This is a genomic window from Mesorhizobium sp. M1169 (assembly GCF_040318345.1).
In the GTDB taxonomy this organism is placed as follows: Bacteria; Pseudomonadota; Alphaproteobacteria; order Rhizobiales; family Rhizobiaceae; genus Mesorhizobium.
This window is the reverse complement of the sequence record NZ_JAMYME010000026.1, coordinates 1-11,882: the sequence shown is the minus strand read 5'-3', so window position 1 is coordinate 11,882 and position 11,882 is coordinate 1. Positions and strand designations below refer to the sequence as shown.

Here is an 11,882-nt window from a genome sequence, read left to right as displayed (position 1 = left end):
TTCGCGCTGGCGCTGGTCGAAAAGGCTCATGTCAAAGCCACCCAACGAAGGAGACAGACCATGACCGACCTCAACACCATTGCCGAAAACTACATCGCCGCCTGGAACGAGAGCGACGCCGCGCGCAGAAAAGCCTTGCTCGAGGCAACCTTCACCGAGGACGTCGGCTATCGCGATCCGATCATGCAGGGCGACGGCCATGACGGCATCGCCGCGCTGATCGACGGCGTGCAGCAGCGCTTTGCCGGCTTCAGGTTCTCGCTGAAAGGCAAGCCGGACGGCTTCGCCGGTACCATCCGTTTCTCGTGGAAACTCGGGCCGGAAGGCGTCGGCTCCGTCATCGAAGGCACCGATATCGGCGTCATCGAAAACGGCCGGCTGAAAAGCGTCACCGGCTTTCTCGACAAGGTGCCGGCACAGTGAGGCCTTCTCGGCAGGCCACGGCGAGGGCGGGAAACCGCTCACGCCGTGGCGCCTCTGACCGCCGGATAAAGCTGGCGATAGCGCTGATAGGCTTGCGCATAGGCGTCACCGAGGGCGGCGACCGGCTCGACCGTGGCGTCGGTCGCCGGCGCCGCGCAGACGGCGCGCGGATCGGCGCCCGTCGCCGCAATCAGGCCAAGCCGGGCCGCACCGAACGCGGCGCCGAAATCGCCGTCGGCTGGAATATCGACTGGCAGGCCAAGCGCTGTCGCGATGGCCTTCAGCCAGTAGCGCGAGCGCGAGCCGCCGCCGATCGCCGTCACCCGGGTCAGCGTCGTGCCGGCTTTGGCCAGGGCTTCCAGACTGTCGCGGAAGGCGAAGGCGACGCCTTCGAGCACGGCCTGGGTCAGCGCCGCGCGGCCGGATTCGTGGGCAAGCCCGGTAAAGGCGCCCCGAATGACGGAATCATTGTGAGGCGTCCGCTCGCCTGACAGGTACGGCAGGAAGGAGACGCCGCTCGGCGCCTTCAGCGCTTCGCCGAGTTCGGCGGTCAACTCGCCGGCGCTTTTTCCAGCGATCCCCGACAGCCAGTTGAGCGAATCGGTTGCCGACAGGATGACGCCCATCTGGTGCCAGGTGCCGGGCAGTGCGTGGCAGAAGGTATGCACGGCGCTTTCCGGATTGGGCAGATAGGACGCGTTGGCGGCAAAAAGCACACCCGACGTGCCGAGCGAGACGAACGCCTGGCCGGCGCCGACCGTGCCCATGCCGCAGGCCGAAGCCGCATTGTCGCCGGCACCGCCGGCGATCGGGATGCCCGGCTGCATGCCCCATTTCGCGGCCAGTTCGGCGCGCAAGGCACCGGCCTTGGCCGTGCCTTCGACCAACGACGGCATCTGCCTTTCGTCGAGCGACGTGACAGCGAGCAGTTCGGCGGACCAGGCTCGTTTGCCGACATCGAGCCACGACGTGCCAGCCGAATCCGACATTTCCGAAATGTGCTCGCCGGCGAGCCAGAGCCGCAAAAAGTCCTTCGGCAGCAGGACCTTTGCCACCTTGGCGAAAACATCCGGTTCGTTGTTCCTGACCCAGGCCAGCTTTGGCGCGGTGAAACCGGGAAAGACGATGTTGCCGGTCAGCTTGCGAAAGCGCGGGTCGGCATCGAGCGCGGCCGCCTCGGCGTGGCTGCGTGTGTCGTTCCATAGAATGCAGGGGCGCAGCACCTGGTCGGCGGCATCGAGCAGAGTGGCGCCATGCATATGGCCGGAAAGGCCGATGCCTTTGACCGCCGCGAGTTCCTTCGCATGCATTGACCGCAGCTCGTCGACCGCCGCTTCGCAGGCGCGGATCCAGTCGGCCGGGTTCTGCTCGGACCAGCCGGGATGCGGGCGCGACACGTCGAGCGGCGCATGGCCGGAACCGACGATGCTCTGCCTTGCATCGATCAGCAGCGCCTTGACGCCCGACGTGCCGAGATCGAGGCCGAGATACATGTTTCCTCCCATGTCCGTCATGCCTGGCGGCGACGGTCTTTCTTGCTTCGCTGCCCAGTCCTGTGACACGGGCGGCGAAGATATCCCGGCAATCGTGCCGCCGGAAACGCACCCCGGTCAACACGCGAAAATTTTTTCGACGCTCGAAAAAATCAGGCCGGGGCAGTTTTTAAGGCAAGATGTGGCCGTGGTCAATTCGCCGCGGGAGCGGTTGCACGCCGTGAAAACAGTGCCGACAATGGGCTGTCCGGCCGTGCCAGCGCGCGTTCCGCCGCAAGCGCCCTCGCCAGCGCGCCATCACCGGAACGCAATGCCGCTTCGATCAGCGTCAGATCGATGACGTCGCGTTGTGCGTGGCTGCCGCCGAAGCGATGGGCGATTGCCCGGATCGGCCGGATCAGGCGTATCGTCCCGGCATAATTGCCCTCGCCGAATGCCTTGATGGCGAGCGTCAGGGGATGGCCGACATCCCTGGTGAAACCGGCGTTGTCGTCCTTGCCGCGCATCGCCTCGCGCTGCGCCTCGAGCAAGTTGCGGGCGGGCGCTTCGAGGCCGGCACCGACAAACGCCATCATCGCGTGGGCGTCGTTGAAGGCATAGTGGCCGGCGCTGGCCATGGGCACCCAGTTGGCGGCCAGTGCCGTCCAGCGCTCGCCGACATCGACGCCGCCGAGATGCAGCCGCCACAGGATCGCCGAGGCATCGACCATGTTGAGCGCCAGCATCGAGCGTTCGCCATAGATCGGCCCGTCATAGAGCGCCAGCACCTCGTCGATTTCGCCGAGATCATAGTGGAACAGTGCCAGATGCCACCAATTATGCACCTGCAGGAAGCTGTCCCGCGTCCACGCTTCGGGATTGGCGCGCATCCACAGAATGCCGTCCTTCTGCCGGCTCTGCATCTCCATGACATGGGCCACCGCATGCTGGGCCCAGCCGTCGCGCGGCTCGATATCGACCGCCGTGCGGCCAAGTTTTTCGGCGCGCGCGTAATCGCCCATTTCCTCCAGGCCAAAGGCCTGCATGCCGAGTATGGCGTGATAGCCCGGCATGTCGCTCTGCCAGGACGGCAGCGCGCGACCGATGCGGTCGCGCAGCATGCGCGCATTGCCGGTGAAGAAGTCGATCTGGTGGCCGGTCTGCAGCGCCAGCGCATCGAGCGGAAACTCGATGGCGATATCCTCCAGCACGCGGGCGGCCTCGTGCCAGCGTCCCTCCGCAAGATGGCCAAGGGCGGCGACATGCGCCTGCTCGCGTGTTGTCGCGGCAAGCGGCAGCGCCGCCTCGTGACATGCCTTGGCCACCGCCGTCGCTTCGCGCTCTGTGGCGAGGCCAAAGAGATAACCCTTGAACACCTGCGCCATGACGAAGCCGGGATCTTCGGCGATTGCCCGGTCAACGGAACCGACCGGATCGCCGATGAAGCACTGCAATTCGCGAACAGCCCGGCTGTAGGACGAGAGCCCGGCCTCCGTCGCGCCAGACAGTGTCAGGCCGAATGCATCGCTCACCGCCATGGTCCGTCCTCAGTTGCCCGAGCGCATCGCCACTGTCGCGATGCCGGCGCCGACCAGCAGCGTGCCGCCGGTGCGGTTGAAGATGCGGATCGCCTTTGGATTGCGCACGACGTTGCGCGCCCTTGCCGCGATCAGCGCATAACCGAAGGCATTGGCGAAGGCGAGCGCCAGGAAGGTCGTCTCGAAGATCAGCATCTGTGTCCAGAAATCCGCATACCGGTCGAGGAACTGCGGCAGGAAGGCGACAAAAAAGGTGATGCTTTTCGGATTGAGCGCGGTAACCAGCCAGGCGTGCGCCGTCATTTTCGCCGATGACACCGCATCGGTGCGCGGTTCGGCCCGGAGCGCACCGCCGGCGCGAAACAGCTTGATGCCGAGATAGATCAGGTAGCCGGCGCCGATCACCTTCAGCACGGTAAACACGGTGGCCGACGCCGCCAGCAGCGCGCCAATGCCCAGCATCGACAATGTCATCGCGGTGAAGTCGCCGAGCGCCACGCCGACTGCCATCGGCAGCGCGGTGCGCCAGCCCTGGCCGAGCGCATAGGAAACCACCAGCAGGATGGTCGGGCCCGGAATGACCAGAAGGACTGCCGAGGCAGCGGCAAAAGCGGCCCAGTTTTCGAAGGACATTTTCTTCTCCTTGAACTCAAAGAAGAGGATAAATCCTTGGCCTCGCGCAGATGTAAAGAGGCAAAGTCGAAAAAGCCTCTCGTTAATGCCAGGCGGCCGGCCTTCACGCTTTTTCAACCATGATTGGCGAAAATGCCTGCTATACGGCCGGAGCGTGTTTCCCGCCGACAGCGTAGGGTTTGGGTAAATGCGTGAGTTGCCGCACGGTCTGTCGCTGCCGCATATTGGCGACGCAATCGAAACCGAAATACAGCTTTCCCGTCGCACGGTGCTGTCCGGCGCCGGTGCGCTGGCGCTGCTCGGCGTCGCCGGCTGCAGCCAGACGCTGGATTTGCCGTCGCTCCAGCTCGACGACGTCACCACCGGCTCGATCCGGCCCATCCGTCCGAGTATCAGCGTCGACAAGAACATTACCAGCCCCGACGTGATGTACGCTTCGCTCACCGACGGTGGCTTCAATGTGCCGGAAGTGCCCTACCTCAAGGTCAAGCCGGAGTTCCGCCGCCAGATCGTCGTCGATCCGACCGGCGAGCAACCCGGCACCATCGTCGTTCACTCGCAGGAACGGCTGCTCTATCTGGTGCAGCCCGGCGGCGAGGCGATCCGTTACGGCGTCGGCATCGGCAAGGACGGATTCCGCTGGTCCGGCCGCGCCAACATCCAGTACGGCAAGGAATGGCCGGTCTGGACCCCGCCGCCCGAGATGATCGCCCGCAGGCCGGAACTGGTGAAATGGCAAAGCGGACAGCCGGGCGGGCTCGACAATCCGCTCGGCGCGCGTGCCCTCTACATCTATCAGAACGGCAGCGACACCGGCTATCGCATCCACGGCTCGCCCGAATGGTGGAGCATCGGCCAGGCGATGTCGTCGGGCTGCGTGCGCCTGATCAACCAGGACATCATCGACCTCTACAGCCGCGTCTCCAAGAAAAACCCGGTCGTCGTCGTCTGAACGGCGGCTTCGCCTTCAGCGATCACTCTGCCGTTGCGCCATGCCGCAAGACAGGCGAATGTGCCTGCGATTTCATCACCCGGGAGACGTGAACAATGGCCGGAACTTTTGTCATCGCGCAAGGCGGCGGCCCTACCGCCGTCATCAACCAGACCGTGGTGGGTGCTGCGCTCGAAATCCGCAAGCGGCATCCCGGCGCCAAGGTGCTGGGATCCATCCACGGCGTGCGCGGCATTCGTGACGGCAATTACGTCGATCTTTCCGCCATCCCCGAGGATCGCCTGCGGCTGATCGCGGCGACACCGAGCGCCGCGCTTGGTTCGACGCGCGACAAGCCGGATGCCGCCTATTGCGAACTCATCCTCAACGGCTTGAAGAAAGCCGGCGCCGATGCCTTCATCTATATCGGCGGCAACGACACCTCGGGCACGCAGCAGATCCTCACCGACGCCGCCGGCGGCAAGATCGCCTTCGTGCATGCGCCGAAAACCATCGACAACGATCTCGAGGAGAACGACCACACGCCCGGCTTCATGTCGGCGGCCGAGTTCGTCGCTGGAGCATTCCTTTCGGTCGATCTCGATTTCCGCGCTCTGCCGGGCATCTATGTCGGCATTGTCATGGGGCGGCATGCCGGTTTCCTGACGGCCGCGTCCGCGGCCTGGCAGCTCGACCAGGACAGCGGCCCGCATCTCGTCTACGTGCCGGAGCGGCCGTTCTCGGCGGCCGGTTTCATCGACGACGTGCGCGCCACGCTCGACCGCCACAAGCGCTGCATCGTTGCCGTCTCCGAAGGCGTCAGCACCGCCGACGGCAAGGCGCTGGTCGAAAGCCTGGTGCCGCCGGAAAGGCTGGAGCGCGACCAGCACGGCAACGTCAAGCTGTCGGGCAGCGACCTGCCGGCAGCCTTGGAGCGCGCGCTCGCCGAAGGATTGCCGGGCAAGCGGGCGCGCGTCGATGCGCTCGGCTATATGCCGCGCGGCTATGTCGGCGCCATCAGCGCGGTGGACGCGCAGGAGGCCTTCGATGCCGGTGCCTTCGCGGTCACGGTGGCCGACGAGGGCGGCGGTTCGGTGGCGCTGCAATATGACGGCAAGAAAACCGTGCTGAAGAAGGTGCCGCTGAAGAACGTCGCCGGCAAGACGCGCCATATGCCGGATGATTTCATGCTGCCGGATGTCAACCGGCTGTCCGATGCGGGGATGGCCTATCTGAAGCGGCTGGTCCCGCAAAAGTACAAGGTCGGCAAGCCGTTCGTCTGATGCCGGCCTTGATCTGATGGACAGCTGGTTCAGCAAAACCATCGTCAACGCCAATACGACGATGCTGATCGAGCCCTTCGTGCACGAATTCGTGCGCGCCAACATCTGGCATCTGCGCGGCCGCGATGTCGACCTGCTGGTCGACACCGGCATGGGGATCTGCCCGCTGGCGCCGCAGATCGACACGCCGTCCGGCAAGCCGCTGCTCGTCGTCGCCACGCATATCCATCTCGATCATGTCGGCTCGCTGCACGAGTTTCCGCTGCGGGCAGGGCCGCGCCACAGCGCCGCACAGTTCGACAGCATGGATGAAGCGGTGACCTACGCCTACATGTTCCATGATCTGGAAGGCGCCGTCTCCAGGCTGCCGGCAAAGGGCTGGAAGGCGGCCGATTACAGGATTCAGCCGGCGCCTCTGGCCCGGACCCTGGACGAGGGCGATAGGATCGACCTCGGCGACCGCCAATTCCGCGTCCTGCATCTGCCCGGCCACTCTCCGGATTCGATCGCGCTGTTCGACGAGGCTGACGGCCTGTTCTTCGCCGGCGACGCCATCTACGACGCCATGCTGATCGACGACCTGCCGGATTCGGATCGTGCCGCCTATCGCCGCACGATGCAGCGCCTGCTCGAGCTGCCGATCCGGATCGGCCATGGCGGTCATGGACCGAGCTTCGACGGCAGGCGGATGCGCGAGATCGCCACCACCTATCTCAGCCGGACCGACGGGACAGGCGAATAGGAGGCCTCGGCTGAGGCGGCGCAAATCTGAGGCGATTTGTCTTGCGCAGCTATTTTGTTCTTGCTTTGTGCCGGCAGCTATGCTAGTAATTTGGGTATGGTGCTGATTCGCCCCAACGACCCGCCTCCCGAGGCGGGTTTTGTATTTTCGGGTCTCGGCGCCAACGCCGCGAGGCGGTTGCCGGCTGGAAATTAAATCTTCGTAATATTATCTGGAAACCATCATCGGCGCCCTAGATGCGGGGCTGTCGATCCGGTCGGCTGCCGTGACAGGCGAGACAGGCAACGCCGACGACCGACGCGCCGACGAATTGTTCCGGTGACGGAACGTTGCGGCGCTCCGCCAATCTCTCGCTCGGACAACGGCCATGTCACCGATCCACACCCTTCGCAGACATCGCGTCGCCGCTTTGCTGGGCGCCGCGCTGATCGTCAGCCCCTTCGCCCTGTCTTTCGCTCCCAGGCTGAATGATGTCCTGGCGGCAACAGTGACCCCACCTGTCACCGGCATGACGGCGCCCCGCGGCTCGTTCGCTCCGGTCGTGGCGGCCGACAAACCGGCAGTGGTGACCATCACGACGGTCATGAAAGTACAACAGCCGGACACGATGAGCGACGCCTCTCCCTTCGGCGGAAACTCGCCTTTCGACGACTATTTCCGCCGTTTCTTCGGTGACCAGGGACTGCCCGCCCCCAAGACACCGCCGGAACAGGCGCCGCGCACCGAGGCCCTCGGCTCAGGCTTCATCGTCGGTGCCGACGGCATGATCGTCACCAACAATCACGTCGTCGACGGCGCCCAGTCGGTCAAGGTGATGCTCGACGACGGCACCGAGCTTCCCGCCAAATTGATCGGCCATGACACGAAGAACGACCTTGCCGTGCTCAAGGTCAACGCCGGCAAGCCCTTGCCGACCGTCAAATGGGGCGATTCGGACAAGCTCATGCCGGGCGACCAGGTGCTCGCCTTCGGCAATCCTTTCGGCCTTGGCACCACGGTCACCGCCGGCATTGTCTCGGCGCGCGGCCGCGATCTGCACAGCGGCCCGTTTGACGACTTCATCCAGATCGACGCACCGATCAACCGGGGCAATTCCGGCGGCCCGCTGACGGATGTGTACGGCGATGTCGTCGGCATCAACACCGCGATCTTTTCGCCGAATGGCGGCAGCGTCGGCGTCGGCTTCGCCATCCCCTCGGACCAGGCGCAAAAGGTCGTCGCCAAGCTGATGAAGGGCGGCTCCATTCAGTACGGCTATCTCGGCGTCCAGATCCAGCCGGTGACGCCTGATGTGGCGAGCGCCATCGGCCTCGATCACCCCGCCGGCGTGCTGGTCGCGCAGGTCAGCGACGGATCGCCGGCCGCCAAGGCCGGCATCGAGACAGGCGATGTCATTACCAGCTTCGCCGGCCAGGACATAAAAGATCCAAGGGATCTGTCGCGCGCCGTCGCTGACGTTGCGCCTGGCACGAGGGAAGCCCTCAATGTCTGGCGCAAGGGGAAAAGCCTGCAGATCTCCGTCGAGATCGGGCGCAACGAAGACGACACGGCGACGGGATCGGTGACCGGCGATTCAGGTCAGCCGTCGACGGGGCAGGGCCTTCGCGCACCGGCGCTCGGTCTCGGCCTGATGGACGTCACTCCGGATGTGCGCCAGGCAATGAACCTGCCGGAAAACCAGCATGGCGCACTGGTCGAGCGCGTCGACCCGAACAAGGCTGCGTCGGCTTCCGGCATCCAGCCCGGCGACATCATCGTCGGCGTCGACCAGACTCCGGTGAGGAGCGCCAGGCAGGCAAATCAGGCGATTGTGCAGGCTGCCAAATCCGGCAAGAAATCGGTGCTGCTGCTTGTCGAGCGCGGCGACGCCCAGATGTTCGTCGCCGTCCCCTTCGCCAGCGGCTGAAGCGGGCGCCGCGCTGCCAAGATCAATGTAGAGCATTGCCGCCAGGCCGGAGCCAAGATTTCGGTTGCCCGCGCTCGCGTCTTCGAGAAAACTGACAAAGCTCGATTGGACCTTGCGCAAACGGATATTCTCGATGGTTACCCGAGGCTTCTCTTCCGGACGAAAGCCGCCGACGGATACGGATGCACGTATCCCGCCGGGGCAATATCTCGAGCAAGGTTTCCCGGTCCTGTCGGCCGGCCCGACGCCGCATGTCCGCACCGAGGATTGGTCGTTCACGCTTAAGCACGGGCCGCGACCGATCAAGAAGTGGAACTGGGCCGAGTTCAACGCGCTGCCCTTGACCAAGATGACGCGCGACATCCATTGCGTCACCGCATGGACCAAGTTCGACACGGCGTGGCAGGGCGTGCTCGTCGACGACATCCTTGCCGACGCCGGCATCGAGCCGCCCACCGCCTTCACGCTGGCGCTGGGTTTCGACGGCTATTCCACCAACGTGCCGACGAAGGATCTCACCGGCGGCAAGGCGATGGTGGCACTGCTTTACCAGGGCAAGCCGATCACTCCCGACCATGGCGGCCCGGCCCGGCTGCTCGTTCCGCATCTCTATTTCTGGAAATCGGCCAAATGGCTGAACGGGCTGCAGTTCACAGAGCGTGACGAGCCGGGTTTCTGGGAGTTGCGAGGCTATCATATCTATGGCGATCCGTGGCGCGAGCAGCGCTACACGAACGATCCATGAGCGACGCACCGGCGGCGCAGTCGCCCTGGCAGACGGTCACCATCACCCGCATCCAAAAGCGCACGCCGCGCGTCACCAGCTTTTTCCTGCAGCCGTTGCGGCCCTTCGTCTACCGCGCCGGACAGCATGTCGATGTCAGGCTGACGGCGCCGGACGGCTATCAGGCGCGCCGCTCCTACTCCATCGCCTCGGCGCCGGAAGCCGGCGAGACCATCGAGCTGGCGATTGAAAAACTCGAGGACGGCGAGGTCTCGCCGTTCTTTCACGAGATCGCGGCGGTGGGCGACGAGGTCGAATTGCGCGGGCCGCTCGGCGGCCATTTCGTCTGGTCCGACGGCGATGGCGGCCCGCTCCTGCTCGTCGGCGGTGGGTCGGGCGTGGTGCCGCTGATGTCGATGCTCCGTCACCGGGCGATGCGGGGATCGCTGGTCGCCGCCGCCCTGGTGTTTTCGGCGCGGGTCTGGGACGAGGTGATCTTTCGCGACGAACTGATCGACCTCGCCGAGCGCCGGGATGGCTTCGACCTGGTGCTGACGCTGACGCGCGAGCCGGCCCGCCGTCCGGCGGATTATGCGCGGCGGGTCGACGCCGCGATGATGGTGCAAGCCATGACCAGGCTGCCGGCGCCGCCGAAGCTCGCCTTTGTCTGCGGCTCGAACGCATTCGTGACGGCCGCCGCCGAGGCACTGATCGATGCCGGGGTGCCTGCGGCACTAATCCGCACCGAACGTTACGGGGTCTGACCCGGTTCTGCTTGCCCGGTTGCTGCCTTCGTTGGGCGGCATAAGGCAGGCCAAAAGCAGCCGCAACGCCGACGCCGCATTCGGCCGAAATGGTTAACGATTCGACAAAGAACCTCGGCTGCGACTTTTATCGGTTTAAAAAATCGAACCGAACGGTTCGTTTCTGTTGACAATGCGTGCAGGACGCTGTGAACGCTGCCTCCCAAGTCATCTTGCAGCCAGACCGAGGCGATAGACTATCTGCTTGACATTAAACGATAAAAATGTGGCGAAGGGAATCTCTGGCACAATTTCAAGGTGTAGATTCTTGGTCCACACCAAAAAACTTCGTGATTGGAAACTGGCCATTGGCTTTCCCACATCGGGGCTGTCCGAACGACGCGAATTCCCCCCAAGGCACGCCGCTAGACGGACGGAAAACTAAGATACTGGAGTACTAAAAAATGAAAAAGATCGCTCTTGCCGCCGTCGCCGTTTTGGCCATCACCGGCAGCGCCTTCGCTGGCAGCGACAACTTTGGTTCCAAGGGTGCGAACCAGCCTGCCGCTGCGGTCGACAGCTCGTATACGGCTTCCATTCAGAAGCCGGCTCATGCTGACCAGCAGGCTGTCCAGGGCGCCGACCGTAACCTCTTCGGCAACAACTAACAGCCGATCCCAGCATCAGGGCGGCGGGCATATCCGCCGTCCGGGGATCTGAAAAATTCAGGAGTATTAAGATGAAAAAGATCGTTCTTGCTGCCGCCGCCGTTTTGGCCATCACCGGCAGCGCCTTCGCCGGCAGCGACAACTTTGGTTCCAACGGAGCCAACCCGCCTGCTGTCTCGGTCGACAGCTCCTACACGGCTTCCGTCAAGACGTCGAACCAGGCTGAAAAGCAGCCGGTTGTCCAGGGCGCCGACCGTAACCTCTTCGGCAACAACTAACAGCCGATCCCACCATCAAGGCGGCGGCATGCCCGCCGCTTGATTTCGAAAATCCAGGAGACCCAAAATGAAAAAGATTGTTCTTACTGCCGCCGCGCTCTTGATTGCCGCCGGCAGCGCTTATGCCCGCAACGACAATGTTGGCGGGACCGACATCAACAAGCAGTCGACCGTCAACGTCGACAAGACGCAGACGTATTCGGTGCGGGACAGCAACTCGCCGATCTACAAGCTGCTGAATTCGTCTGGCGATGTGCCCAAGTCCGCGCCTCAGGGCGCCGACCGCAACCTCTTCGGCAACAACTAGAGCAATTCCAGGAAAAGTGTGAAACGGTTTTCCCGGGAAAAGCGTGTAGCGCTTTCCCTTGGGAATTGCGTCAAAACAAAGAGATAGAGCGGTTCGGCGTTCCGTGAAACGATGAACCGCTCTATCGGCCGAACTGGAATTCCAGACAAGAGCGGCGGGGCCGGCCCGCGCGGGGTGTGGTTTGGGTGGGGGGAGAAAGCCCGGGTGCAGGCGCCGGTGGGTGTGCGTTGAGGG

Annotated in this window: 13 protein-coding genes; 10 read left to right on the top strand and 3 right to left on the bottom strand. The window is 64.1% G+C overall.

Annotation, left to right across the window (positions count from 1 at the left end; all coding sequences use genetic code 11):
* Positions 1-60: 60 nt before the first annotated feature.
* Positions 61-423 (top strand): nuclear transport factor 2 family protein, encoded by a 363-nt coding sequence (locus NKH41_RS22540; protein ID WP_352769776.1) that lies wholly within the window; start codon positions 61-63, stop codon positions 421-423.
* Between the two features lie 38 nt (positions 424-461).
* On the opposite strand, the gene xylB is transcribed toward NKH41_RS22540, so the two are convergent.
* The 3 genes from xylB to NKH41_RS22525 all read right to left on the bottom strand — a co-directional run bounded on the left by xylB (position 462) and on the right by NKH41_RS22525 (position 4,066).
* Entirely contained in the window at positions 462-1,916 is a 1,455-nt protein-coding gene (xylB, locus tag NKH41_RS22535; RefSeq protein ID WP_352769809.1) for a xylulokinase, read from the bottom strand.
* 191 nt (positions 1,917-2,107) lie between these two features.
* Positions 2,108-3,433 (bottom strand): tetratricopeptide repeat protein, encoded by a 1,326-nt coding sequence (locus NKH41_RS22530; protein ID WP_352769778.1) that lies wholly within the window; start codon positions 3,431-3,433, stop codon positions 2,108-2,110.
* Positions 3,434-3,442: 9 nt separating this feature from the next.
* On the bottom strand, positions 3,443-4,066 hold the full coding sequence (locus tag NKH41_RS22525; protein ID WP_352472533.1) for a LysE family translocator: 624 nt from the start codon (positions 4,064-4,066) through the stop codon (positions 3,443-3,445).
* A 187-nt stretch (positions 4,067-4,253) separates the two neighbouring features.
* On the opposite strand from NKH41_RS22525, the gene NKH41_RS22520 reads away from it, so the two are divergent.
* The 9 genes from NKH41_RS22520 to NKH41_RS22480 all read left to right on the top strand — a co-directional run bounded on the left by NKH41_RS22520 (position 4,254) and on the right by NKH41_RS22480 (position 11,648).
* Positions 4,254-5,018, top strand: a complete 765-nt coding sequence (locus tag NKH41_RS22520) for a L,D-transpeptidase (RefSeq protein ID WP_352682169.1) — start codon at positions 4,254-4,256, stop codon at positions 5,016-5,018.
* 95 nt (positions 5,019-5,113) lie between these two features.
* The gene (locus NKH41_RS22515) at positions 5,114-6,280 is read left to right on the top strand and encodes a diphosphate--fructose-6-phosphate 1-phosphotransferase (protein ID WP_352769781.1); all 1,167 of its coding nucleotides are present in this window, start codon (positions 5,114-5,116) and stop codon (positions 6,278-6,280) included.
* Positions 6,281-6,296: 16 nt separating this feature from the next.
* Positions 6,297-7,022: an MBL fold metallo-hydrolase gene (locus NKH41_RS22510; protein WP_352769783.1), complete on the top strand. Its 726-nt coding sequence runs from the start codon at positions 6,297-6,299 to the stop codon at positions 7,020-7,022.
* Between the two features lie 367 nt (positions 7,023-7,389).
* On the top strand, positions 7,390-8,928 hold the full coding sequence (locus NKH41_RS22505; protein WP_352769786.1) for a DegQ family serine endoprotease: 1,539 nt from the start codon (positions 7,390-7,392) through the stop codon (positions 8,926-8,928).
* 133 nt (positions 8,929-9,061) lie between these two features.
* Positions 9,062-9,673, top strand: coding sequence for a molybdopterin-dependent oxidoreductase (locus NKH41_RS22500; protein WP_352769788.1), 612 nt, complete (start codon positions 9,062-9,064; stop codon positions 9,671-9,673).
* Complete coding sequence (locus tag NKH41_RS22495) at positions 9,670-10,416, top strand: FAD-binding oxidoreductase (RefSeq protein WP_352769790.1); 747 nt, start codon at positions 9,670-9,672, stop codon at positions 10,414-10,416. The genes NKH41_RS22500 and NKH41_RS22495 overlap by 4 nt, the downstream gene beginning before the upstream one ends.
* A 443-nt stretch (positions 10,417-10,859) precedes the next feature.
* The gene (locus tag NKH41_RS22490) at positions 10,860-11,063 is read left to right on the top strand and encodes a DUF680 domain-containing protein (RefSeq protein WP_352472527.1); all 204 of its coding nucleotides are present in this window, start codon (positions 10,860-10,862) and stop codon (positions 11,061-11,063) included.
* A 71-nt stretch (positions 11,064-11,134) separates the two neighbouring features.
* Complete coding sequence (locus NKH41_RS22485) at positions 11,135-11,341, top strand: DUF680 domain-containing protein (protein ID WP_352769794.1); 207 nt, start codon at positions 11,135-11,137, stop codon at positions 11,339-11,341.
* A gap of 67 nt (positions 11,342-11,408) precedes the next feature.
* On the top strand, positions 11,409-11,648 hold the full coding sequence (locus NKH41_RS22480; protein ID WP_352454766.1) for a DUF680 domain-containing protein: 240 nt from the start codon (positions 11,409-11,411) through the stop codon (positions 11,646-11,648).
* Positions 11,649-11,882: the final 234 nt, after the last annotated feature.

What these genes read in the sequence shown, in the direction of transcription:
- NKH41_RS22495 (WP_352769790.1), top strand. Translation starts at nt 9,670, where the DNA reads ATGAGCGACGCACCGGCGGCGCAGTCGCCCTGGCAGACGGTCACCATC.
- NKH41_RS22515 (WP_352769781.1), top strand. Translation starts at nt 5,114, where the DNA reads ATGGCCGGAACTTTTGTCATCGCGCAAGGCGGCGGCCCTACCGCCGTC.
- NKH41_RS22525 (WP_352472533.1), bottom strand. Translation starts at nt 4,066, where the DNA reads ATGTCCTTCGAAAACTGGGCCGCTTTTGCCGCTGCCTCGGCAGTCCTT.
- xylB (WP_352769809.1), bottom strand. Translation starts at nt 1,916, where the DNA reads ATGTATCTCGGCCTCGATCTCGGCACGTCGGGCGTCAAGGCGCTGCTG.
- NKH41_RS22490 (WP_352472527.1), top strand. Translation starts at nt 10,860, where the DNA reads ATGAAAAAGATCGCTCTTGCCGCCGTCGCCGTTTTGGCCATCACCGGC.
- NKH41_RS22505 (WP_352769786.1), top strand. Translation starts at nt 7,390, where the DNA reads ATGTCACCGATCCACACCCTTCGCAGACATCGCGTCGCCGCTTTGCTG.
- NKH41_RS22500 (WP_352769788.1), top strand. Translation starts at nt 9,062, where the DNA reads ATGGTTACCCGAGGCTTCTCTTCCGGACGAAAGCCGCCGACGGATACG.
- NKH41_RS22485 (WP_352769794.1), top strand. Translation starts at nt 11,135, where the DNA reads ATGAAAAAGATCGTTCTTGCTGCCGCCGCCGTTTTGGCCATCACCGGC.
- NKH41_RS22520 (WP_352682169.1), top strand. Translation starts at nt 4,254, where the DNA reads ATGCGTGAGTTGCCGCACGGTCTGTCGCTGCCGCATATTGGCGACGCA.
- NKH41_RS22530 (WP_352769778.1), bottom strand. Translation starts at nt 3,433, where the DNA reads ATGGCGGTGAGCGATGCATTCGGCCTGACACTGTCTGGCGCGACGGAG.
- NKH41_RS22510 (WP_352769783.1), top strand. Translation starts at nt 6,297, where the DNA reads ATGGACAGCTGGTTCAGCAAAACCATCGTCAACGCCAATACGACGATG.
- NKH41_RS22540 (WP_352769776.1), top strand. Translation starts at nt 61, where the DNA reads ATGACCGACCTCAACACCATTGCCGAAAACTACATCGCCGCCTGGAAC.
- NKH41_RS22480 (WP_352454766.1), top strand. Translation starts at nt 11,409, where the DNA reads ATGAAAAAGATTGTTCTTACTGCCGCCGCGCTCTTGATTGCCGCCGGC.